Genomic DNA, 22,436 nt, shown 5'->3' on the forward strand with positions numbered 1-22,436 from the left:
ACAGAACTCGAAAAATTATATTATTTTACCTGTCAACTTGACAGGGACTAGTACAATAATAGTGCGGATCAGCTGATTTTGTTATGGCAATACGCTTTCGTTCCCACTCATGTTCATCTAAAAAGCGGCCAGGATAGTAGTCCCGACCGCTTCACTTTAACCATTTTAATCTTCATACTGCTCACGCGCGGCCGTTAACGTCTCACGCATGCGGTTGACCAGTGACACCGGGGACAGCACCTTGAGCCCGGTTCCCTGGCTGAGTAGCCACAGCACCGCCCCGTCAATCTTGACGTAGGCTTCAACAAGGTAGCTTCCATCCGGATTCTGCTTGATGATCCGCGAGTCCGGAAAGTGGTCCAATACCGTGTGAATATTGTTGCGGTAGATGAACCGAATCTGGGTCAACGATCCCGAGTCTAACAAGTAGGTATAGTGACGATGCTCCTGAAGGGAGAAACGACTCGCATAGTCTAACTTTTCACCCGGCCGCTTTTCCAAAATGCCCTCGATCCGATCCAACCGGTAGAGCCAGTAGCCCCCGTGCTCCTCACTCAGCATGGCCACGTAAAAGTAATACGTCTCGAAGAATAGGGCCACGGGCTGGGCATGGTGAACCTGCGGCTGGGCCGCCCCGGGTTCACTGCTTCGGTAGACAAAGACCATCTTCTGCGAGTGACTAATGCAAGTCGCCACCTCGCGCAGTTGGTGCAACAGGGGATGGGCGTTCGACAGCGGCGTATAGCTTCCCCGCGGAACCGTCAACTGTTGGTGGACGATTGCCTGCATGGCTGGCGACAGACCATTACTCAGATACTTTAACGTCGCCGTCAGTTCGGGCTGATCGAGGGCCCGCGAGCCCAAGAGGATATTGCTGGTGGTCAGTACCATATCCAAGTCATCCGCTTCGCTCTGACGGGAAAGGTAATACGCGCCCTTTTTCTCCACCAAACTGCCGGCCGCATAGTCCGTTAATGCCCGACGAATGTAGGCCAGGTCACGCTGACAGGTGCGGTGACTGATGGCATAGTGCTGCTCTAACAGGTCCTGTTGCAAGACCTCTCCCGTCATTAATCGTGTCAACAATTCAGCGATCCGTTGATTACTCTGCATATCTTCCACCCCACCTTACGCTGTCATACATACCCACAATTATGAGGGGTTAGGGGGTAAAATTCAAGGCTTAGGCGACGAGATTGTCTATTTTTACAGGTACCACTTGAACCTAGACATCACGGTCATGTCGCATTATTTACATCGACCTCTACTGATACAAAAACACAGGATTGCCGCTTAATTGGCAATCCTGTTTTTTGAATTTATGATGTTGTTTTAGGTTATTTGACGCCTTTGTATGCGGCCTTTAAATTGGCACGATCGAATGACGTGATATGATTAAAATTCCCCATAATACTATTATTACGATTGTTACCCTTTAATCCTAAAGTTAATCCAATTTCAACCTCGGAAAGACTTGTCCGCTGCTCATCTGTTAAATGATTTTCATCGAAATATTTTCGATTCATTTTTATCCGCGCATTCATATAATCGCCATCAAAGGTATCAATGTGACAAAATCCAGGCCAGTTATGCTTTACTGTAGCGGCAGTTGTCATACGAATATCTGCTTTACTCTTTTTGTTCGTATTAACTAACTTTATAACCCCCTGGTCATTCCAGTCGTTAACAGCAGATTTCAAGATTTTACGATAATGCTTTGAAGTAGAATCAATGTGGTAGGTGATTCGTTTTGAATCGAAATGACCCTCATAGTATTTAGATGCATGTGCCGTAACACTGCCGGCACCTAACAGACTTACCCCAATTCCCACTAGGGTCACAAACTTGATTAAATTTTTATGCATTGTTTTTACTCCTTGATAGGTCGTATTTATCTAAACGATTTAAGTCTACGCATGACATGATGGTTAATCCCTAACTTCTCATAGTCTGAAGCAGATCAACTCTCACCTATTGCGTTTAGTAACCGTAGTTATTCCCATAGTTGTAGCCCTTAGGATTCGTCTGCTTGGCTAACTTTTTGCTCGTATAGTAATACATCGTATTTAGCGGCGCAGAAGGCAAGAAGGTGGCATGCAAAACCTTGATCTTCTTACCCTTATAGGTTGTAGTGACCACTTTATAACGATCTATCGCCTGACTTCGCACCATATCAGCCTTGCTATCTCCCCAAAGTCCAAATAAGGTTGAGGACCCAGATTTATACGCAACGTTCCAATTCAGTTTACCTTTATTGAATTTCTTAGCTGGATTGTACTGGTGTAACACATTTTTTGATGTCTCTGTTTTCGTCGCCATATAGCCATTCCACTTATCGGTCGTCCGCGTTGCGGTAAATTTAAGCGTACTGTAGCGGAGCTGGCCTTTATCATTCTTTTCATAATGGTACCAGGTCCGCCGTAAAGATTTCGGGTAGGCCTTTAACGATTTTTGGGCTTTAGCATTAGCGATTACCTCAGGACTCACCACCGTAACCGTTGCCCCCATCGTTGTGGCTACCATCACAGCACTTAAAATTTTGACTAGTTTCATTTTAATTAAACCCCTTTTTATGTTTCGTAATGTTGGCACTTCCCGGATCTGTTAAATGCCTACTTCACATTCTTCCAAGCATGATAATTCACGCTCCCATTGTCATCCACCATCACCCGCACCGATTTACCTTTGATGCTGCGGGTACTTAAAAAGTGGAAATTCCCCTTCTTCTGGTTCGCACCATAGAAACCAAACATATGTAGCGTTGTGGTGGTCATTTTCAGGTTGTAACGGTAAACGTACAGGTACTGATTCTTTAATTGCCGCTCCTTTTGCCACTTACCCGCATGCTTGGCCTTGTAATACCACGTCACGGCATGTGGCTTAACGACCGTCTTGTAATAGCCACCCACAACCACCGTATGCGTATACCAAGTTCCGCGGGCCTTAGCCGGCGTCGTATGGGTATACGCCATGCCGGGAAGCGTCTTGGCCGCTTGCGCCGGCGCTGGCGTGAAGACCATCGCCAATCCCAGTGTTAACCCCGTGGCACACGTCAGGCCTACTTTTCTCAAATCCATCAGGTTCTCCCCCTTTCCGTTAGTCATTCTGTCACAAGCCTGATTATACAAAACACCAATGACACAATATGTCACTAATGGCCGTTAACCAAAAGAATTGTCGAAACATTTAGAACGACGGGCGCAAAAAAGGCGCGATCATTCCCATCGAATGGTCACTCCCTTTTACTTCACCACGACTAGGACGTTAGCTTGACTCAAGTCCGCAACATCAACGCAGTTCTTACTTTTGAATCAGATAGATCATGCCTTCACCTGGATTGACCCCTTCAAGGGTTTCATCCAAACCGACCACACTACCACCGACTGACCAGCCCTGATAAGTGGCTCTCGTTTTGGCATCATAACCCGCAGCCGTCAACGCCGCATCGATTGATTTAAGACTATTCGGATTTTTACTGTTGAAGTCAATATACTTCATCGTCTTAAACGGCGTATAAGCGGCAACGTGCTGACTCATCGCAGTCTGATTTCGTAGATCATTGACATCGGCAGAATCGTCTATTGTGAAGAAGGCATCCGCCGCCCAGGTCAACTTGGAATCATACGTGTCGTTCGGAAACATGGCCCGGCACATCGCCGCACTATCAACGGTGGGATCGGTATCGGCAGCATTGGTGACGGTCACCACATTCTTGTTCTTAATCGTCTTCAAGTAACCCCGCCAGATCCAGCCCTGGAGAGTTCCGTCAGCACTTTTTACGTGATAGTAAATGGCATTGTGGCCCTGGGCCTTCTTATAAAACTTCTCGTGAGCATCCGTGTACCAAGTCACATTTGACGTGGCCGCGTTATTACCGTAGCGCACCGCGAGATGCCGAGAATACCGCGCCCCCGTTGTCGCCTTAAAGGCATGCCGCCCCATAGACTTTCGCCAGATCAAACGCACCGAGTTGGATCGTTTCGCTGAATATTGGCTATTTGCAGAAGCGGTCGTGCTCGACACGCCTAAGACTGCGGCACCGGCCACTAATACAACGAGTGCCTGAACTATTTTTTTCATATGAATTCCTCCCACTACTTTTTAGTTTAGCACTTCATTAGAAAAGGACGATTGGTAAATGAATTTGCCTATCATCAGTTCAAGTCGTTGATCTGGTCGTCATATTTCACAAGTCCTTTTTTGCCAACATCAAAAGTGCTGGACAATAAAAAAGACAACCACCCCTGTGATTGTCTTTAGTCTTGGTCAGTCCTCATCCAGAACATGATCCCTAAAAATGTCTGAATTTTTAGTACGGTATATTTTTGTAGAGCTTTTGCAGGTTTTTCTTGTCAGCCTTACTGATCTTACTAGGTAGCAAAACATCTCTACTCATAATACTATTTTCATTACCGGACGACTCTAACCCCAATGCGTCACCAATCGCTTGCGTCGCTAAATCAACCCTATTGTACTTAAAATACCCACAGTATTTCATAAAATATTTAGACAAAGATATTTTTTCCGTTTTATAAATACTTAACGAAGCGTTGGATGAAGGCGCGAAAGACTCATGACTATAACTATAGGCGTAGTCATGATCCTTTTTAATCGTGGATAAACGTAGATTCGCATTTTTAGCATTCTTAACTTTCACCAGTTTTACAACATGGAGCTTGTTCCAGCGGTTAATTGCCTTCCCCCAGACACTCTGATAATAACTCCCCGTTGAATCAATATGATACTTAATCGTTCTGGTCTCAAAGTGTCGAATCGTCTTGGCTTGAGCATCAACTGAGCTAAAAGCCATCCCCCCTGATATACCAAATAATAATATGACTGCCAAAATACTGTGTCTTAACCATTTATTCATGTCTAAATGCTTCCTTTCCTACCTACACTATCATTTATGTAACGACTCCAATTTAGTCCGTTCAAAACAGGGGCATTCCTCCTACCTAATTAATGCATTAATTATACGAAATCACGGTGACACATTATGTCATTTACTCCAAAAAATGAATAAAAAAAACCAACCACCGAAGTGATTGGTTTTTTGAAATGTCACTAGTTGCGACGGCGTTCTGGGATACGTGCTGCCTTACCGTTAAGTTCACGGAGGTAGTACAGCTTAGCACGACGTACACGACCTTGACGAATAACGTCAATCTTAGCAACACGTGGGGAGTGTAATGGGAAGATCCGTTCCACACCGACACCGTTACTGATCTTACGTACCGTGTAGGTTGCTTGGATGCCAGCACCCTTACGCTTGATTACGACACCTTCGAACAATTGGATACGTTCGCGGGTCCCTTCGACGATCCGGGCGTGAACCCGAACAGTGTCTCCGGCACGGAAGTCTGGAACATCGTCCCGTAATTGTTCTTGGTTGATCTTAGCAATTAAATTGTTTTGGCGCATAATGTATTCTATCCTTTCGCCAACATTCATTCTCAGTTTCGACAGCGGAATATTGTTTTTGTGGCTAAACAGCCAAAAGTAAGTGTATCATATCTCGAAATGCCTGTAAAGGTTATTTTCTTGACTCCGCTTCAGCGGCCTGGCGTTCCTCTTCTTCGATCCGTACATCTGCCAACAAATGCTTCTGTTCCTTAGTCAGCTTGCTGTGATCGATCATGTCTGGTCGCCGCGTATAGGTCCGACGCAAAGCTTCTTTTTGTCGCCATTCGTCAATCTTCCCGTGGTTACCACTGATCAAGACATCGGGAACCTTCATTCCTCGGAAGTCAGCGGGACGCGTATATTGCGGATATTCTAGCAGACCAGATGAGAAGGAATCACCCGGTGCTGACTCCTCATTGCCTAGCACGCCGGGTAATAGCCGCACCGTGGCATCAATCATCACCATAGAAGCCAATTCTCCCCCTGTCAGCACGAAGTCCCCCAAGGAAACCTCATCCGTCACGAGAGACCGAATCCGCTCGTCATAGCCCTCATAATGGCCACACAGGAAGGTCAGATGCTCCTCGTGGGCAAATTCTTCGGCCACGTGCTGATTAAAGGTCACACCAGCTGGGTCCATTAAAATCACCCGGCCCTTAGGTAAACCCTCGGCCGCTGCTTGTTCCTGCGTTGCTTTCACGGCATCAAAGATGGGTTGGGGCTGGAGCAACATCCCCGCACCCCCACCAAAGGGATAATCGTCAACGTTACCGTGCTTGTTGGTCGAATAATCCCGGAAGTTGGTGACGGGCATGGTCAGATGGCCATTTTCAATCGCCTTCCCCACGATGGAATCATGCATGGGACCGGAAAACATATCGGGAAATAAACTTAACACATCGATGCGCATTACTCGAGTCCCTCCATTAGTTCTACCGTGACTTGGTGTTGATCCAAATCCACGTTCTTAATGACTTGATCAATTTTTGGCAGCAACAAGTCATCTTTACCCGGCCGATCCACGACCCACACATCGTTGGCGCCTGGCGACAGGATTTCCTTGATGGTTCCCAGTTGATCGCCCTCTTCGGTCACCACGTCCAGCCCGATGATTTGGTGATAGTAGTACTCACCCGGTTGGAGCTGATCGCCCTTTAACTGGTCATCCGTAACCTTCAGGGTGCTTTGCTTGTAGATTTCAACGTCGTTAATCGACGGCTTGCCTTCAAAACTCAGTAAGTAAAAATTCTTGTGGGGCCGTTCGGAAGCAATCGTCAACTTAACGGGCTTCGATTGCCCTTTTTGAAAGGCGTAGAGCGTGGACCCCACTGCGAACCGGCTCTCTGGAAAATCGGTAATGGCAACCACACGAACCTCACCCTTGATCCCATGCGTATTGACGATGGTGCCGACTGTATAATATGCCATCTAATTGGCCTCCCTGTTCTTTTTACATGATTTAATTGCTTCATTATATTCAAATTAAGTTATTCTGGCCACTGCGACCATCCCTTTATTGGGTACAAAAAAACTCGAGGAAACGTTGCCGCCTCACTCGAGAGTCTTTGCCGGGCGGTCATCAATGATGAGTCGCACCCGTTTATTGCCTTGAACGCGAACGCTATAGACGATCGTACGAATCGCCTGCGCCACGCGGCCTTGTTTACCGATCACCCGACCGATATCGTCCGGATGAACGGTTAACCGATATTCGTAGAACCGATCCGTCTCCGCCGGTGTAATCACCAACGCTTCGGGATGCTCCACAAGTGGGCTAACAATTGCTAGAATTAATGCCTTAAAATCGGTCATGGCTAATCACTACTTTTTAGTGTATTTAGCTTCGTGGTATTGCTTCATGATACCAGCGTTGGAGAGTAAAGTCTTAACCGTATCTGAAGGTTGAGCACCGTTGTTCAACCAGTTCATGATAGATTCTTCCTTCAACGTAATTGAAGCAGGTTGGGTAACTGGATTGTACGTTCCAACTTGTTCGATGAAACGGCCATCACGAGGACTCCGTGAGTCGGCAACCACAATCCGGTAGAATGGACGCTTCTTAGAGCCCATCCGCTTTAAACGAATCTTAACTGACATGTAGACACCTCCTGTATTTCTTTCAACGTGTAATAATATACCAGTTTATGGATATGATGTAAAGGGTTTTTTCTTTACACCTCGAAATTAATCAAAAGGACGCTGCAACCAAGCCCGATCATCCGCCGTCAAATACTGGCGATTCGCGGCAATCCACCGTTGAACGGCGCCGTAATCCGTAAAATTTAATTTTACCGGACTCACCCCAGCCGCCTGTAAATTCTGAGCAAACTGGAGATCCGCGACGGTTATCGGGGCCTGAAAGAGCGGGTTCTCCATAGCGCGACTCCCCCACTCGTTTGCCAAGATGGCCTGCGCATTGCGATAGGGCGATGTTTGTTTAATCAACGACCTTAATTCCGCCGCCGTTAGCTGTTTCGTCACAAATTTTGCCTCCTTATGGCCTGCCATTGCGGATCAGCGGTCAGGCTAACCACCGTTCCCGGCGCCTGTTCAACCGAAAAAGCGTCGGTGGGACTCGTGAGCAGCCAGATAACGGGGACCGGTAAGGTTGGCTGCACCCGCTTCTCACCGTACCCATCCGTTAGAATCAAGACGAGTTGCCCACTCGCACCCTGGAGCAAGCGTGGTAGCGCATCGAACACCGCTTGGAACCGGGTGCCGCCACCGCCCGTCCGCATCAGGTGCTGAGGTCGCCGCTGTAAGCTGAAACGCTTGGCGGAGTCCACGACCGTATCAAACGGGTAAACGGTCACCTGGGCCGGATAAACGGCCAATAACGCGGCCAATTGCCCCAGCAGGTAGCTGATCTCGCGATTCCCCATCGATCCGGACTCGTCAACAAAGACCGAGATATTCTGCCAGGTCGCCACAATCTGTCCGGGGAGCTCCATGCGGGCGGGCTGTCGGCGGTTAAACCGACCAAATGCGGGTTGACGACCGGCTGGAACCTGCCCCAGTCCCCGCTTGAGCAATTGTCGCCAATCCAGCGGATGCTCGGCAACCGTGGGCGTCAAGGCGGCCTGCACGGCGCCTGGTAACGTGCCCCGCTGCTTAGCCGTTAACGTCTCCGCCGTCCGCTGAAAGAGCCGCTGCCGCCACTGTTCGCGGTTGGCTGCCGCGGTGGCATCGGCCTCCTGCCAAGCCGTGTGCCCATCCAAATCACTGGGCTCGGTACCCGCTTCTGCGCTACGGTGGGCCACCGCATCTCCCAGACCCGTTGGCCCACCGGCAGGCAAGGCCTTAGCCGTCTGATGTTTCTGTTGGGCCCGCCACGCCCGCAACTGACGAAAGTACACCGCGGAATCCTGTTGGCGCAAGACGGGCTGCCCCATGAGTTGCTGCAATTTCTGACTGGTGATCGCCTGCGCCGGCAAATCCGTCAGATAGTCGTTAACAGCGGCATCGGTGGCCCATCGCACCAGCCCCGCTTGCGCCGGCGTCTTCATTGCCGCCGCATAGCGCTGGGGATGCTGCCACAACAGATGCAGGATGGTGTGCCGCAGCATGGCCGTCCACTGCGCCCCCGTCCAGTCCTGATGCACGATGGCGTCCGGACTCAGCTGTAGCTGCCAATCCGTTGCCGTCGGCCGTAACCCCAGCGGTGACCGGGCCGCGCCCGTCGTCACCGTGAGTTGACTGAGCACCCGACCGTAGAAGGGATCGGTCTGCAATAAATACATCACCGCATTCTGGTAGGCGCTTTGCGCATGCGTTGCCCGTTGTGCCGGTGTTCCGGTCGCGATTCGTTTTAAATCTTGCGTTAAACTCGGCATGTTTACACCTCGATTTGACTCCCTCGTTGGCCGATCGCCGTTAATTGCTGATAGAGTGTTGCCACACCGGGGGCGCTCGCCGCGGCGGTTGCCAGGTGCTCAAATAGGTCCGGCACGTCCGCCATCTCCTGAGCGATGGCAAATTGCCCATCGGCAGGACAACTGGCGAGCAAGGTTCCAAAACGCTGCGCATTATTGCCGGTAGTCAGGGGCCAATCCGACAAGTCGGCTAGACAGAGCCGCAAAATCTGCTGTTGCTGTGCCGGTGCCAACGTCTTGAAGATTTCGGGGGCCGCCTCATCCTGATAGGCCTGGGTCACGGTCAGCCCGGGCCGCTGTTCCTGAACATACCCGGCAAAGGCCGTCCCAACCGTCATGCCCAAATTCCCTTGCATGATGGCCGTCACGACCGCCGTCTGGTTAAACAACCGTTGACGTTCTAGTTCGTTTAAGGCCTGTGACACGCGTTCCCAGGCCCGCGGCGTTGGTTGCAAGTCATCATCCGCCATGGCATCACTGGTTGCCACCACGTGCAAATCAGCGGGGTTCTCACCCAAGTAGGTGGTCACCAGGGGGTTAATCCGTGGGTGACCCGCCACCGGCTGGGTCGCCCAGGCCAGCCAGGTCTCGGCATCGGCCGTCAAAACCAGCCGTGTCGTCCGGTCGGCAATCGCCGCATCCCCGGGGGTCACCCCGTAATGGCTCTGCTCGAACCCGGCCATGGTGGCATCTGGATTCTCGGCCAGGATCAGGTGGACCTGATCGGGTAACGTCAGCGTATTAATCTGGCGTTGTAAGACCAGATTCATCAGTTCACTTTGAACCGCCTGTGTCCCCCGGTTGAACTCATCCAGAAACCAGATGATCTCCTGATCCGGATGTGCCTCCGCGTAACGAATCATGGCGACCAGCGTATGGGAATAACCAAACTGGACATCCGCCAACGACCCATACTGCGCCGTTTGGACGAAGGAGTCGCTGGTCAGAGGGGGAACCGGAATCACCAAGTCCCCCTTTTCGACCAGACTCACCACCGTCGTAAACAGCTTAGCGTGGCGTTGCTGGGCCAGATCGGCAATTAGGGCTGATTTACCAATGCCCGCCTCACCTACGATGGTGGGGACGCTGCCGCTGGCCAGGACCACGTTGGTTGCCTGTAAACACGCTTGATACGTCAATGCCACTACCTACACCCCATTCCATTCACAATCTACCGTTGACCCCGCTTCAAGGTATGTGCTGGCCGAAAGCCCTCTCTACTAATTCGTACGCCCAACGACAGGTTGTAAATTTAATCTATTAGACTTATTTTACCACGCGTCGCTGAAAGAACTTAACGATTTCCACAATCACAATCATCATCGCCGAAGCACCGAGAACCACGCCCCATTGGAAAAGATTCAAGGTTGCGACGTGGAACACGCTGTTCAAGCCCGGTACCAGAATGGTCATGGCTAATAAAGCAAAGGCAATCACAATGGCCCAGTTGAAGAACTTGTTTTTAAACAGTCCCACCGTGAAGATGGAGCCGTGGATCGACTTGGAATTGAAGGCGTGGAAGAGTTGAATCAGACCTAACGTGGCGAAGGCCATCGTCAGGGCGTCCGCATGGGCCAGAGTGGCCGCCTGATGGACTGGGTACGTGATCGCCATCCAGTAGACAAAGAGGGTAATCCCCCCTTCTAACAGTCCCTGGTAGATGATGCCACCGAAGACCCCACCCGAGAAGAAGTTCGATTGTCGACCACGCGGCGGTTGCTTCATGATATTGCGTTCCATCGGTTCAATCCCCAGGGCAATGGCCGGTAACGTATCCGTCACCAGATTGATCCACAAGATGTGCACGGGCGCTAAGATCTGCCATCCCAGCATGGTCATCATGAACAGGGTCAAGACTTCCCCCAGGTTGGCGGACAGCAGATACTGAATGGCCTTTTGAATGTTGGCAAAGACCTTTCGTCCCTCTTCAACGGCAACCACAATCGTGGAGAAGTTGTCGTCGGCCAGAACCATATCACTGGCCCCCTTGGAAACTTCAGTCCCGGTAATTCCCATGCCGATACCGATGTCGGCAGCCTTTAGGGCGGGCGCATCGTTGACCCCATCCCCGGTCATGGCAACGACCTTACCGTGACGCTGCCAGGCCGAGACAATCCGTACCTTGTGTTCCGGGGCCACCCGTGCGTAAACGGCAAAGTCCTTGACCCGGTTGGCAAACGTCGTATCGTCCATCTCATCCAGCTCGGCTCCGGTCACGACGGCCGCCGTTTCGCCGGCTTCGATAATCCCGAGTCGGGTGGCAATCGCGGCCGCCGTGTCCCGGTGGTCACCGGTAATCATCAACGGTCGAATTCCCGCTGCTTTGGCGTCCGCTACGGCTTGCGCCACTTCCGGTCGTTCCGGGTCAATCATCCCGACCATTCCGGCAAAAATAAGTTGGTTTTCGACGTTAGCACTCGTCAGGTCATGCGGAACTTCATCCACAATGCGGTAGGCAAAGGCGAGTACCCGCAAGGCCTGGGTCGCCATATCGTGATTGGTAGTCAAGATGGCCTGACGGTCGGCCGCACTCAGCGGGGTCACTTGCCCTGCCTGAGCCACCTGCGTCACCCGTTTGAGCAATTCGTCCGGCGCACCCTTGACCGCGATCAAGAACTGATTATTGGGCAGCGGATGCACCGTCGACATTAATTTCCGTTCGGAATCGAAGGGAATCTCGGCCACCCGTGGCAAGTCCGCTAGCACCTGAACGACCGGATACTGCCGATCCAACTGGTACTGAACCAGCGCCGTTTCCGTGGGGTCACCCGCTAGTCCTTCCGTCGTCATCTTGGTGTCATTGCTTAAAATCATGGTCTGGGCCAGCCGATTATCGCGGGCAAAGTCAAGCGCATGGGCATCGACCAATTCCAAATCCTGATAGACCTTTTCTACGGTCATCTTGTTTTGCGTTAACGTCCCCGTCTTATCGGAGGCAATGATGTCCGTACTCCCCAAGGTTTCCACAGCGGGTAACTTCCGTACGATGGCGTGGCGTTTGGCCATCCGCTGGGTCCCTAACGCCAAGGTAATGGTCACAATGGCGGGCAAGCCTTCCGGAATGGCGGCCACGGCCAGAGAAATAGCCGTCAGCAACATGTCAATCAAGCTCTCAGCCTGGCGCCACATCCCCATCGCAAAGACGATGGCGGCAATTACCAAAATCAGGATTGTCAGGGACTTACCCAGTTGCGTCAGGTTGGCTTGCAGCGGTGTCGTCGTTTCGTCAGCCGCTTCAATCATGCCAGCGATTCGACCGACCTCGGTCTGCATCCCCGTGGCCACTACCACCGCCGTTGCGCGGCCATACGTGACGTTGCTGTTCATAAAGCCCATGTTGGCACGGTCACCGATTGGTAACTCACTGCCCGTCAAGACGGCGGCGTTCTTTTCAACCGGAACGGATTCCCCGGTCAACGCTGACTCCTCCACCTTGAGGGAGCCGACCTCAACCAAGCGCACGTCGGCCGGAATGATATCGCCGGCTTCCAGCAGCACAATGTCACCGACCACGAGCTCATCACTCTTAACGGTCGTGACCACGTTATCCCGGCGCACGGTGGCGTTGGGTGCCGACATCTCCTTGAGGGCGTTGATGGCTTCCTCGGCCTTAGCCTCCTGGAATACGCCGAAGATGGCATTTAGCACGACGACGATCAGGATAATCACGGCGTCAACGACTTCTCCGGTCAAGCCGGCAACCAAGGCGGCCACCAGCAGCACCATAATCATAAAGTCCTTGAACTGGGCGATAAACTTCTGTAAGAGTGAGGTCGTTTTCTGCTGATTCAAGACATTCTTGCCATTCTGCGCCAAGCGCTCCTGCACGGCAGCGGTGGTTAAACCGCGTTCATCCGTTTGAAGTGATTGGTAAATAGTGGACACTGGTTGCTGGTAAATTGGGACTTTGGCCATTTTCCATTTCCTCCTATGGTGTGCGCCGGTCTCATTTGCTTAACCCAAGATAACGATTAACACCCGTTATTTAATGGTTAAAAAAATGAGACCTACGCATGCACACAAAAATTTGTGAACACACATAAGTCTCACTATTTAAGACAATACCGGATTGGCTTCTTGCTGACGATATTGCCGCAGAGGATCCTGCTAGTTACTCCCTTATGACTTGCTTTAGGGGTAGTATACCGGATATTCATACGAGCGTCTAGCAAAACGCGAGAAATATTTCGACCAGTGCTCAAACTGCTTGCTTCAAGAACCAGTCAATCCAATCGTTCAGAATTCAACGATACGCCTTCACTTCCAAGCCTAGTTCTCTTGAAAACCAACAATACTTTGCTCCGGAACATGCTTGATTAACCAACCCTTGCCGTCCCGTTGGCAGACTAAGTCATAGGAATGGCACTGGCCTAGCATTTCCAGTGATCCGCCAAAATCCGCAACCACAATGCGGCCATTTAGCCGTTCATCCTGAAATTTAAAGACTACCCGATCGTTGACCTGATACTTCATCGGCCCTAGATTAGAATTCATCACATCCTCACTCCTTACTCAAAATTTATTGTAGCAGGCGCTTATCTAATATTAGTAACCTATTTAGAGCCAACCACATTTCAATTCGTCCTGCAAAAAAAGGGCGTAACCTCACAGTCACTCCCCCTTTCACTACGCCATGATAATGGCGTAATGCTTACTTCCGGCGTTTCTTCTTACTCTTTAGCCGTTTCTTCTTGTTCTTCTTCATCTGACGGGACATCCGGTTCATGGCCATCTTTTGCATACGGCCCATACCGGCGCCACCGCCCATGCCAGAGCCACCCATCAGTTGTTCCATCCCAGACATGTTCCCCTTGGAGACTTGGTTCATCATCTTCTTCATCTGGTTGAACTGCTTAATCATCCGGTTAACCTCATGAATCGGTCGACCAGAACCAGCGGCAATCCGCCGGCGACGGGAAGGATTCAACAGATCAGGGTTGGTCCGTTCTTGCGGTGTCATGGAGTAAACCACGGCCTTCAAGTGTTCCATATCCTTAGGATCCATTTGGGCATTCTTCATGGCCGGGTTGTTCGCCATCCCCGGAATCATCTTCATGATTTCATCCATTGGGCCCATCTTTTGAATCTGGGCGATCTGATCCAAGAAGTCATTAAAATCAAACGAGTTTTCCTGAATCTTTTCGGTCAACTCTTGAGCTTGCTTTTCGTCGTATTCCTTCTGGGTCTTTTCGATCAGGGAAAGCATATCCCCCATCCCCAGAATCCGGGACGCCATCCGATCAGGGTGGAAGACGTCCAGGTCGGTCATCTTTTCACCTTGACCAATGAACTTGATTGGCTTACCGGTGACGGCGCGAATCGACAGGGCGGCCCCACCACGGGTATCGCCATCCAACTTGGTCAAGACAACCCCGGTCACGTCAAGCTTGTCGTTGAACCCTTCGGCAGTGGCCACGGCGTTTTGCCCAGTCATGGCATCAACCGTCAAAAGGATTTCGTCTGGTTGCGCTAAGGCCTTGATCTTGGCCAACTCATCCATCAACTGTTCGTCGATCTGTAAACGACCGGCCGTATCAATGATGATGTAGTCGTTGTGATCCTTTTCGGCTTGGGCTAACCCTTGCCGGACAATCTCAACGGGATCGACGTCGGTTCCCATTTGGAATACAGGCACATCAATACCGTTTGCCACCTGAACCAACTGCTCGATGGCGGCTGGCCGGTAGATATCTCCGGCAATCATCAATGGACGGGCATTCTCGTCTTCCTTCAACTTACGGGCTAACTTACCCGCAGTCGTCGTTTTCCCGGCCCCTTGTAACCCAACCATCATGATGATCGTTGGGATCTTGTCAGACTTGTTCAGGGGAACGGCTTCTTCCCCCATGGTTTTCGTCAACTCTTCGTCAACGATCTTAACGATTTGTTGGGCGGGGTTTAACCCTTCCAGCACATCGGCACCCATGGCGCGATCACGAACCTGCTTCACAAAGTCCTTGACCACGGTAAAGTTAACATCGGCTTCCAGCAATGCCAGCCGAATCTCACGCATCGTTTCGCGCAAATCACTCTCGGAAACTTTCCCCTTTCCTCTGAGTTTGCGCATTGCGTTTTGTAGTCGTTCCGTTAATCCTTCAAACGCCATTCGTTTTGCCACCTAACTTTCATTGTTCTTCTAGATTTTCAAGTCCCGCGACCAGCCGGTTGAGCGTCGCATCGTGGGGATAGTGATCCGCCACATACGACTGAATCTCATCTGCCTGTTGGTTACGAGCCGTAAATTCTTGATAAAGATGCAGCTTACCCTCGTAGTCTTCGAGGATCTTTTCGGTTCGCCGCAGGTTGTCATAGACCGCTTGCCGGCTCACGTTGAATTCCTCGGCAATTTCACCTAAGGAATAATCGTCACCGTAATACAACTGCATATAATTATTCTGCTTTGCGGTCAGCAACGGCTGGTAGAACGCAAATAAGGAATTAATCCGATAATTTTTTTCAATCTCCATGCTTGGTCCTCCCAGATAGTTCCCCATCGGCGCTTGCCCAGGTTCAGAAAATGAACGCCCGACAAACGCACTTACACACTCTACTAGAGTACCGATTTTTAGCGGTTTCGTCAATTTTTTTCGCGGACTTCGTAGAAAACATCCAGAAATCCGAAACCGTTCTCACCCCAACCGTCAATATCTAAGATTGGCCAGAGCGATTTAGAAAAAGCCCCTGTTAGTCTCACAAAGACTAACAGAAGCTTGATATAGACCTTATTATTTACTCTTTTCCAACGCCTTGACGTCGATTAACCCCTTGAATAAGCCATAAACAAATTCATTGGGATCGAATGGCCGCAAGTCCGAGATCTGCTCCCCGAGACCAATAAATTTCACTGGAACGTGTAATTCATTGCGAATGGCAAGCACAATCCCACCACGCGCCGTCCCATCCAACTTGGTTAAGACAATCCCCGTCACATCGGTGGATTCCTTAAACAGCTTAGCCTGCGTCAGTGCGTTTTGACCCGTCGTGGCATCCAACACCAATAAGACTTCATGTGGTGCCGTTGGGATCTCACGGGTGATGATCCGTTTCATCTTGGCCAGCTCATTCATCAAGTTGACCTTGTTCTGCAAACGACCGGCCGTATCCACAAAGAGGATATCGTAGTCGTCACGTTTGGCCTTCTGAACGGCATCGAAGACCACCGCAGCGGGATCGGATTGGGGCTTACCCGTCACAATATCCACGTCTGCTCGTTTGGCCCAGACATCCAACTGCTCGGTTGCCCCGGCTCTAAAGGTATCCGCCGCGGCCAGTAAGACCTTTTTACCCGCTTGGTGATAGCGATTGGCCATCTTCCCAATGGTCGTGGTCTTACCCACCCCGTTGACCCCAACAAAGAGGATCACGGTTGGACCTTCCTTGGCCATGTTTAACGCGGTACTCTCGTCGTTGCCGGCCGCGTCATAAATCTCAACCAGCTTCTCGACCACCACGTTTTGAACGTCCGACGACTTCTTAGCGTTCTGCAACTTAACCTCGTCGCGCAACTCATCGCTGAGCTTCACGGCCATGTCAAAGCCCACATCGGCACCAATCAAGGTTTCTTCCAAATCATCGAAGAAACTTTCGTCAACGTGCCGGAAATTGGCCAGCAGCGCATTCAGCCGTTCACCAAAGGTATGCCGGGTCTTTTCTAGCCCCTTATCATACAGTTGTTCATCGCTGACGGGTTGTTCGGCCGCTGCTTCAGGCTGATCGGCAGCCGGCGCCTCAGAAGTTGGCGCCTCACTGACGGGGTTCTCTGCGGCACTGGATGCCGGCGCTTCAGCAGCCACTGTGGCCGAAGAACGCACTGGTGTCTCAGCGTCATCTGCGGGCGCTGACGACGTTTCCTGTTCAGGAGCCACTGACGCTGCAACTTCTGGTGCGACGGAGGCCGAACTTGCGGGTTCTTCCACTGTGGCACTCTCGGAGGCTTCTGCAGTCGCCGCTGGTGTTGACGTTTCCGCTGGCGCTTCGGCAGCCGCACTCCCGGACGTTGCCACACTGTCGGATGACGCATCCGCAACAGCCGCTTCAGAGGCAGGTGTCGCTTCACTCGCTTCCGGTGCGGTGCTGTCAGCAGGTGTTGTCGCGGCACTTGCCGGCGCTACGGCTGTGGCACTCTCCGCGGCTGCTGAACTTGCTGGCACCTCGGCAGCACTGCTTGGCGCTGTCGATTGTGGCGCTTCGCTCTCAGGTTCTTTCTTAGCTCGGCGCCGAAAAATATCAAATAATCCCATTAGGATTGCTTCCTTTCCGTAGTGGTTTCTTGATCCAGATCCACGGCGACCATCTTAGAAACGCCGGACTCCTGCATCGTCACCCCGTAAAGAATATCGGCCTGAACCATCGTCTCCTGACGGTGGGTGATGACGATGAATTGTGTCTGATTCTGGAATTGGTGGATGTAGCGGGCAAATCGGGTCACATTAGCCGGATCTAACGCCGCCTCCACTTCGTCTAAAATACAAAATGGTACGGGTTGTACCTGTAAAATTGCGAATAATAGCGTAATTGCCGTTAGCGCACGTTCACCCCCGGAGAGCAGTCCCATGTTCTGGAACTTCTTGCCCGGTGGCTGCGCCATGATATCAATTCCCGTGGTTAACAGGTCATGCGGGTCCGTCAAGACCAGTTCGGCCTTACCACCGCCAAACATCTGTTGGAACGTCGCGGAAAATTTCGCCGCAATCTGATCAAAGCTTTCCTTGAAACGCTGCTTAACCTGACCATCCAATTCGGCCATCGTCGCGGTCAGTTGATCCCGAGCCGTTAAGAGGTCATCGCGTTGCTTGGTTAAGAAGTCGTAACGCTCACGAACCTCCCGATACTCAGCAATGGCGTTTACATTAACGGGCCCAATCTCATCTAAGCCACGCTTCAATAGCTTAAGCTGAACCGCCAATTCATTGTCCGGCAAGTCACTGACCTCTTGCTCGGCGCCCGCCAAACTCAAGTGGTACTTTTCGGACAACTGATTCTGCTGCTGATCGATCAACGCCGCCAGCCGGGTCTGTTGAACCTGGGCCTTTTGCAAATCGTCATTGGCCAGTTGCAACAAGCCACTGGTCCGCTGATTAGCCGTTTCCGCCTGAGCCAGTTGATCATTTACCGTGGTCAATTGCGCGTTGCTTGTGGTCAATTGCTGATCGATGGCATCGCGATCAGCCTGAGCCTGGGCCAACTGCTCTTGGGCAGCGGCCGGCGTTAAGGCCTCCTGCTGATCCAGCCGTTTCAGGTCAGCGGCCAAGGTGGTCAGTTGCGTTTGAGCAGCGGCAATCGCTTGTTTCAGATCCGCGCAGGACTGCCGTTGCTGTTGCTGGCGTTCCTTAGCACCGGCCTGCCAGGCTTGTTTCTCGGTCAATTGGGCCTGCTTGGTCGCTTGTTCAGCCGTGACCGTCTCAATCTGTTTCTGAATGGCTTGTACCTGAGATTCCGTCGCCGTAATCTGCTTCTCGCCGGTTAGGATCTGTTCGGCCAAATGCGCATCCTGCTGATCATCCCCAGCATTCTTCGCCTGGTCGAGATCCAACTGCGCGGCTTTAACCTGCCGACTGGCTTGATCCAACGCCGTTTGCGCACTCGCCAAGTCATCATCCAACTGCCGACATTGCGGCTGTAGCTGGTTGATCTTGCCTTGTAGCGTTTGACTGCGTTGTTCGCTGGCTAACAGGGCCTCACGTGCGGCCTTAATCTTAGCCTCTTGGGCCTGCAACTGTTGCTTCATCTTACCAATCGACGCCTGCAATTGCTGCAGGTCCTGCTGTTGACGAAGGACGCTACTGTGACTTTGCCGCGCCTGACCACCGGTAATGGCCCCACTAGCACTGACCACATCACCGGCCAGACTAACGACCCGGTAACGGTGATGAATCTGCTGGCTAATGGCCACCGCCGTGTCCAAATCCGCCGCAAAGATCGTAGTCCCCAGCAAATACTGCAAGATATTTTGGGCCTGGTCGTCGATCTTAACCAGATCACTCCCAATCCCCAAGAACCCAGACAAGGATTGCAGGTTTTGCCGCGTCGTTCGGTCAATCTGCCGCCCATGAATGGCGGTCAGCGGTAGGAAGGTCGCCCGACCAGCGCGCTGTTGCCGGAGATAACCCACCGCCGACTTTGCCGTGGCCTCGTTGTCGACAACCACTTGCTGCAGTTGACCACCTAGGGCGTACTCAACCGCTGCCGTATAGCGTTCCGGCACATCTAGCAGCTCCGACACGGCCCCCAGTAATCCGGGAAACTGTTGCCGTTGCTTCAAGATTGCCCGCACGCCTTGGTAAAAACCACCATACTCGGCCGAAGCCGCTTGTTGACTGGCCGCCTTGGTCTGTGCGCGTTGGTAGATTTCTAGAGCGGACTGCCAGTTGTGTTGTAACTGCTGATAGGCCTGCTGTTGTTGCTGATAGTTGCCGGCCTCTTGATCCAAAGCTTGTTCCGCGTCGTTCAACGCCGACTTATGTGTCGTGGCCGCCTCAGTCGCGGCGGTCACCTTAGCCTGCGCCTCCCGTTCGGTTGCTTGGAGACTCGCAAACTGCCGGGCCACCCGCTCACCTTGTTGGAGCAAACGTTCCTGATTCTGCTGAATGTATTGCCGTTGATTTCGCCAGTTCGCAACCGCTTGTTTCTGATCAAAATACGTGGTTCGCAGCTTCTCTAACTGCTCACGCAAGCCCGTCACCGTTGCCGGGTCCGTGGCCTTAACCAGATCCCGAATCTCCTGCTTGGCGGCCGTCATGGCTGCCGTCAGTTCGGTGAGCGTTTGGGTGGTGGCGGTCAATTGTTCTTGATTGGCCTGCATTTCCGCAGTCAATTGTTGCCGTTGGTCCTCAGCCGCCTGGCGTTGTTCTTCCTGATGGCGCTGTTGCTCACCAGACAGGTTAACCTGTCCCTGACACTGTTCGACCTGTTGCGTCGCCGTGACCAGTTTGGCCTGCAACGCATCCTTTTGCGCGAGCAGATCCGTTTGCTGCTGCTTGACCTGCTGGACGGTGGCCGTCTGTTCATGCTCAGCGGTCTGGTGATTGGCAACTTGCTGTTGCTTCTCCTTGACCTCCGCATCGGCAGTGGCCTTCTGCGACAATTCCGTGTGGAGTTGCCGCACCAACTGGGTCTTTTCCAGCAAGGCGAACTTCTTTTGCTGGTCCAAATAATCCTCAGCCAGACTGCTCTGTTCTTCAAGAGGCTCGAGTCGGCCCTCTAATTCCGCCACAATATCTTCAACTCGGTGAAGATAGGTCATGGTTTCTTCCAGTTCGCGTTGCGCCTTTTCCTTATGTTTCCGGTACTTATAGACCCCGGCAACCTCTTCGACAATGTTGCGCCGGTCCTCCGGCTTACTGTTAAAGATGGCCTCAACGCGCCCCTGTGAAATAATGGAAAAGGAGTCTTGTCCCATCCCCGAGTCCATCAACAGCTCCGTAATATCGCGTAACCGACAGTTCTGCCCGTTAAGCTGATACTCGCTGTCCCCAGACCGATAGAGGATCCGACTAATCGTTAACTCCGTGTAGTCACTCTTTAGATAATGATCGCTGTTGTCCAGCGTAATCGACACAGCCGCTCGATTCAATGGATGCCGATCCGCCGAGCCCGCAAAGATCACGTCGGGCATCTTACTGCCCCGTAAACTCTTCGCTGATTGTTCCCCCAAGACCCACCGGACAGCTTCGGAAATATTACTCTTACCACTCCCGTTGGGGCCGACGATGCCGGTCATTCCCGGCAAAAAGTCAATTCGGGTTTTATCCGCAAAGGACTTGAACCCGCTAATTTCTAATGTCTTTAACCGCATCGTTAGTCATCCTTACTCTGTTTTCAAATTCTCCAGGGCGTGGCGCGCCGCATTTTGCTCAGCGTGCTTCTTAGAGTGCCCGTGGCCCTCGCCCAATTTTTGGTCGTCAACGTAGACCGCCACTTCGAAGGCCCGATCGTTGTCGGGGCCCTCTTCATCCAGCAGACGGTAATCGATGTTGACCGAGCCCTTTTTCTGAACCAATTCTTGGAGTTCCGTCTTGTGATCAAAGAACTCGTCAAACCGGCCTTCATCTAGCTTGGGGAAGACCACGGTTGTGACAAACCCCACGACCTTGTCCAGGCCTTGATCCATGTACAGCGCCCCGATAAAGGATTCAAAAATATCACATAACAGGGAGTCACGTTGCCGGGCTTGCGCCTTCTCTTCACCCCGACCCAACCGAATATACTGGTCGAAGTGACACTCACGCGCAAAACTAGCAAAGCTCTGTTCATTAACCATCGCTGCCCGTAACCGGGTCAAACGCCCCTGTGGCATGTTGGGGTAACGCCGGAAAATGTAATTGGAAACGACCAATTGCATGACGGCATCCCCCAAAAATTCAATCCGTTCATAAAACTTGAGTCCCTGGTTAGGGTGTTCGTTCACGTAGGAAGCCTGCGTAAACGCCTCATCTAGCAAGGATTGATCTTTAAAATGGATATCGAAGTTATCTTTTAGTTCTTGATTTAATCCAACAATCACGCGCTAATTCCCTCATTTCTAAGTCATTCTAAAATCTAAACATCTACGCTCGGCCGTGTCACAGTTCGCCAAATTTAGCTCGCCCACGGCCACGTTTGCTTCAACCTTACACGGCCGAAACGTGCGCCACAAGGCAGGTCCCTGCGCTTAACCCCGATAAGCCCAAAATCCAGGTTCGGGATTTTAAACTTATCGACGTTAATGCTCAGGACCTAACCGCCTTGTTCTGCACTCTTACCACTTGATTGAAAAAGCCCGGGACAAAAGGATGCGGCCCGGACTCGCTCAGTGCTTATTTTGATTCAGCTTGGTGAGCAACGATATAGTCTACCACTTCGCCAATGGTCGTCAATTTCTCGGCGTCTTCGTCGGAAATCTCCGCGTTAAAAGTATCTTCCAGTTCCAAGACGAATTCCACAAAATCAATGGAATCGGCGTCCAGGTCCTTCTTAAAGTTCAACTGTTCGTTGATCTGATCCCGATCGGTTTCAAACCGGTCGGCAATAATATCAGCAATCTTGTCAAAAATTTCTGCTCTTGTCATATCTAATCCCTCGCTCACAGTATTCAATAAGTAGTCTAACCGTTTTGGCAGACCTTGTCTAGCAAATTAATAGGTCACAGCCCACCGGCAACCCGCCCCTCGCTGGGTTCCG

At 51.6% G+C, this 22,436-nt stretch carries 22 protein-coding genes; all 22 read right to left on the reverse strand.

Features of this window, described 5'->3' with window-relative positions:
* Positions 1 to 165: 165 nt before the first annotated feature.
* Positions 166 to 1,113 carry a helix-turn-helix transcriptional regulator gene (locus FD28_RS12110; RefSeq protein WP_235806903.1) on the reverse strand — a complete coding sequence of 316 codons (948 nt, stop codon included), beginning with the start codon at positions 1,111 to 1,113 and terminating at the stop codon, positions 166 to 168.
* 224 nt (positions 1,114 to 1,337) lie between these two features.
* Positions 1,338 to 1,865 carry a zinc metalloprotease gene (locus FD28_RS12115; RefSeq protein ID WP_057735315.1) on the reverse strand — a complete coding sequence of 176 codons (528 nt, stop codon included), beginning with the start codon at positions 1,863 to 1,865 and terminating at the stop codon, positions 1,338 to 1,340.
* 115 nt (positions 1,866 to 1,980) lie between these two features.
* Positions 1,981 to 2,553, reverse strand: a complete 573-nt coding sequence (locus FD28_RS12120) for a hypothetical protein (RefSeq protein ID WP_057735316.1) — start codon at positions 2,551 to 2,553, stop codon at positions 1,981 to 1,983.
* Between the two features lie 59 nt (positions 2,554 to 2,612).
* On the reverse strand, positions 2,613 to 3,077 hold the full coding sequence (locus FD28_RS12125) for a hypothetical protein (RefSeq protein WP_057735317.1): 465 nt from the start codon (positions 3,075 to 3,077) through the stop codon (positions 2,613 to 2,615).
* A gap of 223 nt (positions 3,078 to 3,300) precedes the next feature.
* Positions 3,301 to 4,080, reverse strand: coding sequence for a hypothetical protein (locus FD28_RS12130; protein WP_057735318.1), 780 nt, complete (start codon positions 4,078 to 4,080; stop codon positions 3,301 to 3,303).
* Between the two features lie 229 nt (positions 4,081 to 4,309).
* The gene (locus FD28_RS12135) at positions 4,310 to 4,873 is read right to left on the reverse strand and encodes a zinc metalloprotease (protein WP_057735319.1); all 564 of its coding nucleotides are present in this window, start codon (positions 4,871 to 4,873) and stop codon (positions 4,310 to 4,312) included.
* 194 nt (positions 4,874 to 5,067) lie between these two features.
* Entirely contained in the window at positions 5,068 to 5,424 is a 357-nt protein-coding gene (gene rplS / locus FD28_RS12140) for a 50S ribosomal protein L19 (RefSeq protein ID WP_048736156.1), read from the reverse strand.
* Positions 5,425 to 5,536: 112 nt separating this feature from the next.
* A complete protein-coding gene (gene trmD, locus FD28_RS12145; protein WP_057735320.1) occupies positions 5,537 to 6,316 on the reverse strand; it encodes a tRNA (guanosine(37)-N1)-methyltransferase TrmD in 780 nt (259 codons plus the stop codon).
* Positions 6,316 to 6,834, reverse strand: a complete 519-nt coding sequence (gene rimM, locus FD28_RS12150; RefSeq protein WP_057735321.1) for a ribosome maturation factor RimM — start codon at positions 6,832 to 6,834, stop codon at positions 6,316 to 6,318. Before rimM ends, trmD begins: the two co-directional genes overlap by 1 nt.
* Positions 6,835 to 6,957: 123 nt before the next feature.
* Positions 6,958 to 7,218 (reverse strand): KH domain-containing protein, encoded by a 261-nt coding sequence (locus FD28_RS12155; RefSeq protein ID WP_057735322.1) that lies wholly within the window; start codon positions 7,216 to 7,218, stop codon positions 6,958 to 6,960.
* Positions 7,219 to 7,227: 9 nt separating this feature from the next.
* A complete protein-coding gene (gene rpsP / locus FD28_RS12160) occupies positions 7,228 to 7,503 on the reverse strand; it encodes a 30S ribosomal protein S16 (RefSeq protein ID WP_020088982.1) in 276 nt (91 codons plus the stop codon).
* Positions 7,504 to 7,590: 87 nt separating this feature from the next.
* Entirely contained in the window at positions 7,591 to 7,887 is a 297-nt protein-coding gene (locus tag FD28_RS12165; protein ID WP_235806904.1) for a hypothetical protein, read from the reverse strand.
* Entirely contained in the window at positions 7,884 to 9,239 is a 1,356-nt protein-coding gene (locus FD28_RS12170) for a vWA domain-containing protein (RefSeq protein WP_057735324.1), read from the reverse strand. Before FD28_RS12170 ends, FD28_RS12165 begins: the two co-directional genes overlap by 4 nt.
* A 2-nt stretch (positions 9,240 to 9,241) precedes the next feature.
* Positions 9,242 to 10,423 (reverse strand): P-loop NTPase family protein, encoded by a 1,182-nt coding sequence (locus FD28_RS12175; RefSeq protein WP_057735325.1) that lies wholly within the window; start codon positions 10,421 to 10,423, stop codon positions 9,242 to 9,244.
* A gap of 121 nt (positions 10,424 to 10,544) precedes the next feature.
* Entirely contained in the window at positions 10,545 to 13,193 is a 2,649-nt protein-coding gene (locus FD28_RS12180; protein ID WP_057735326.1) for a cation-translocating P-type ATPase, read from the reverse strand.
* A 354-nt stretch (positions 13,194 to 13,547) separates the two neighbouring features.
* A complete protein-coding gene (locus FD28_RS12185) occupies positions 13,548 to 13,772 on the reverse strand; it encodes a hypothetical protein (RefSeq protein ID WP_057735327.1) in 225 nt (74 codons plus the stop codon).
* 157 nt (positions 13,773 to 13,929) lie between these two features.
* Positions 13,930 to 15,384 (reverse strand): signal recognition particle protein, encoded by a 1,455-nt coding sequence (gene ffh / locus FD28_RS12190; RefSeq protein WP_057735328.1) that lies wholly within the window; start codon positions 15,382 to 15,384, stop codon positions 13,930 to 13,932.
* Positions 15,385 to 15,403: 19 nt separating this feature from the next.
* Positions 15,404 to 15,745 (reverse strand): putative DNA-binding protein, encoded by a 342-nt coding sequence (locus tag FD28_RS12195; protein ID WP_057735329.1) that lies wholly within the window; start codon positions 15,743 to 15,745, stop codon positions 15,404 to 15,406.
* Positions 15,746 to 16,003: 258 nt separating this feature from the next.
* Positions 16,004 to 17,518, reverse strand: coding sequence for a signal recognition particle-docking protein FtsY (gene ftsY, locus FD28_RS12200; RefSeq protein ID WP_057735330.1), 1,515 nt, complete (start codon positions 17,516 to 17,518; stop codon positions 16,004 to 16,006).
* The gene (gene smc, locus FD28_RS12205) at positions 17,518 to 21,072 is read right to left on the reverse strand and encodes a chromosome segregation protein SMC (protein WP_057735331.1); all 3,555 of its coding nucleotides are present in this window, start codon (positions 21,070 to 21,072) and stop codon (positions 17,518 to 17,520) included. The genes ftsY and smc overlap by 1 nt, the downstream gene beginning before the upstream one ends.
* A 12-nt stretch (positions 21,073 to 21,084) precedes the next feature.
* Positions 21,085 to 21,780, reverse strand: a complete 696-nt coding sequence (gene rnc / locus FD28_RS12210) for a ribonuclease III (protein WP_057735332.1) — start codon at positions 21,778 to 21,780, stop codon at positions 21,085 to 21,087.
* 292 nt (positions 21,781 to 22,072) lie between these two features.
* The gene (gene acpP, locus FD28_RS12215; RefSeq protein ID WP_057735333.1) at positions 22,073 to 22,324 is read right to left on the reverse strand and encodes an acyl carrier protein; all 252 of its coding nucleotides are present in this window, start codon (positions 22,322 to 22,324) and stop codon (positions 22,073 to 22,075) included.
* Positions 22,325 to 22,436 lie beyond the last annotated feature (112 nt).

Origin of the sequence: Levilactobacillus hammesii DSM 16381 (genome assembly GCF_001434395.1) — a bacterium.
Classification (GTDB): domain Bacteria; phylum Bacillota; class Bacilli; order Lactobacillales; family Lactobacillaceae; genus Levilactobacillus; species Levilactobacillus hammesii.

Bases quoted from the DNA above. Each gene is read 5' to 3' on its own strand.
- smc (WP_057735331.1), bottom strand. From the start codon at position 21,072: ATGCGGTTAAAGACATTAGAAATTAGCGGGTTCAAGTCCTTTGCGGAT.
- FD28_RS12130 (WP_057735318.1), bottom strand. From the start codon at position 4,080: ATGAAAAAAATAGTTCAGGCACTCGTTGTATTAGTGGCCGGTGCCGCA.
- rimM (WP_057735321.1), bottom strand. From the start codon at position 6,834: ATGGCATATTATACAGTCGGCACCATCGTCAATACGCATGGGATCAAG.
- FD28_RS12185 (WP_057735327.1), bottom strand. From the start codon at position 13,772: ATGAATTCTAATCTAGGGCCGATGAAGTATCAGGTCAACGATCGGGTA.
- rpsP (WP_020088982.1), bottom strand. From the start codon at position 7,503: ATGTCAGTTAAGATTCGTTTAAAGCGGATGGGCTCTAAGAAGCGTCCA.
- FD28_RS12125 (WP_057735317.1), bottom strand. From the start codon at position 3,077: ATGGATTTGAGAAAAGTAGGCCTGACGTGTGCCACGGGGTTAACACTG.
- FD28_RS12135 (WP_057735319.1), bottom strand. From the start codon at position 4,873: ATGAATAAATGGTTAAGACACAGTATTTTGGCAGTCATATTATTATTT.
- FD28_RS12120 (WP_057735316.1), bottom strand. From the start codon at position 2,553: ATGAAACTAGTCAAAATTTTAAGTGCTGTGATGGTAGCCACAACGATG.
- rplS (WP_048736156.1), bottom strand. From the start codon at position 5,424: ATGCGCCAAAACAATTTAATTGCTAAGATCAACCAAGAACAATTACGG.
- trmD (WP_057735320.1), bottom strand. From the start codon at position 6,316: ATGCGCATCGATGTGTTAAGTTTATTTCCCGATATGTTTTCCGGTCCC.
- FD28_RS12110 (WP_235806903.1), bottom strand. From the start codon at position 1,113: ATGCAGAGTAATCAACGGATCGCTGAATTGTTGACACGATTAATGACG.
- FD28_RS12180 (WP_057735326.1), bottom strand. From the start codon at position 13,193: ATGGCCAAAGTCCCAATTTACCAGCAACCAGTGTCCACTATTTACCAA.
- FD28_RS12195 (WP_057735329.1), bottom strand. From the start codon at position 15,745: ATGGAGATTGAAAAAAATTATCGGATTAATTCCTTATTTGCGTTCTAC.
- acpP (WP_057735333.1), bottom strand. From the start codon at position 22,324: ATGACAAGAGCAGAAATTTTTGACAAGATTGCTGATATTATTGCCGAC.
- FD28_RS12170 (WP_057735324.1), bottom strand. From the start codon at position 9,239: ATGCCGAGTTTAACGCAAGATTTAAAACGAATCGCGACCGGAACACCG.
- ffh (WP_057735328.1), bottom strand. From the start codon at position 15,384: ATGGCGTTTGAAGGATTAACGGAACGACTACAAAACGCAATGCGCAAA.
- FD28_RS12115 (WP_057735315.1), bottom strand. From the start codon at position 1,865: ATGCATAAAAATTTAATCAAGTTTGTGACCCTAGTGGGAATTGGGGTA.
- FD28_RS12155 (WP_057735322.1), bottom strand. From the start codon at position 7,218: ATGACCGATTTTAAGGCATTAATTCTAGCAATTGTTAGCCCACTTGTG.
- ftsY (WP_057735330.1), bottom strand. From the start codon at position 17,518: ATGGGATTATTTGATATTTTTCGGCGCCGAGCTAAGAAAGAACCTGAG.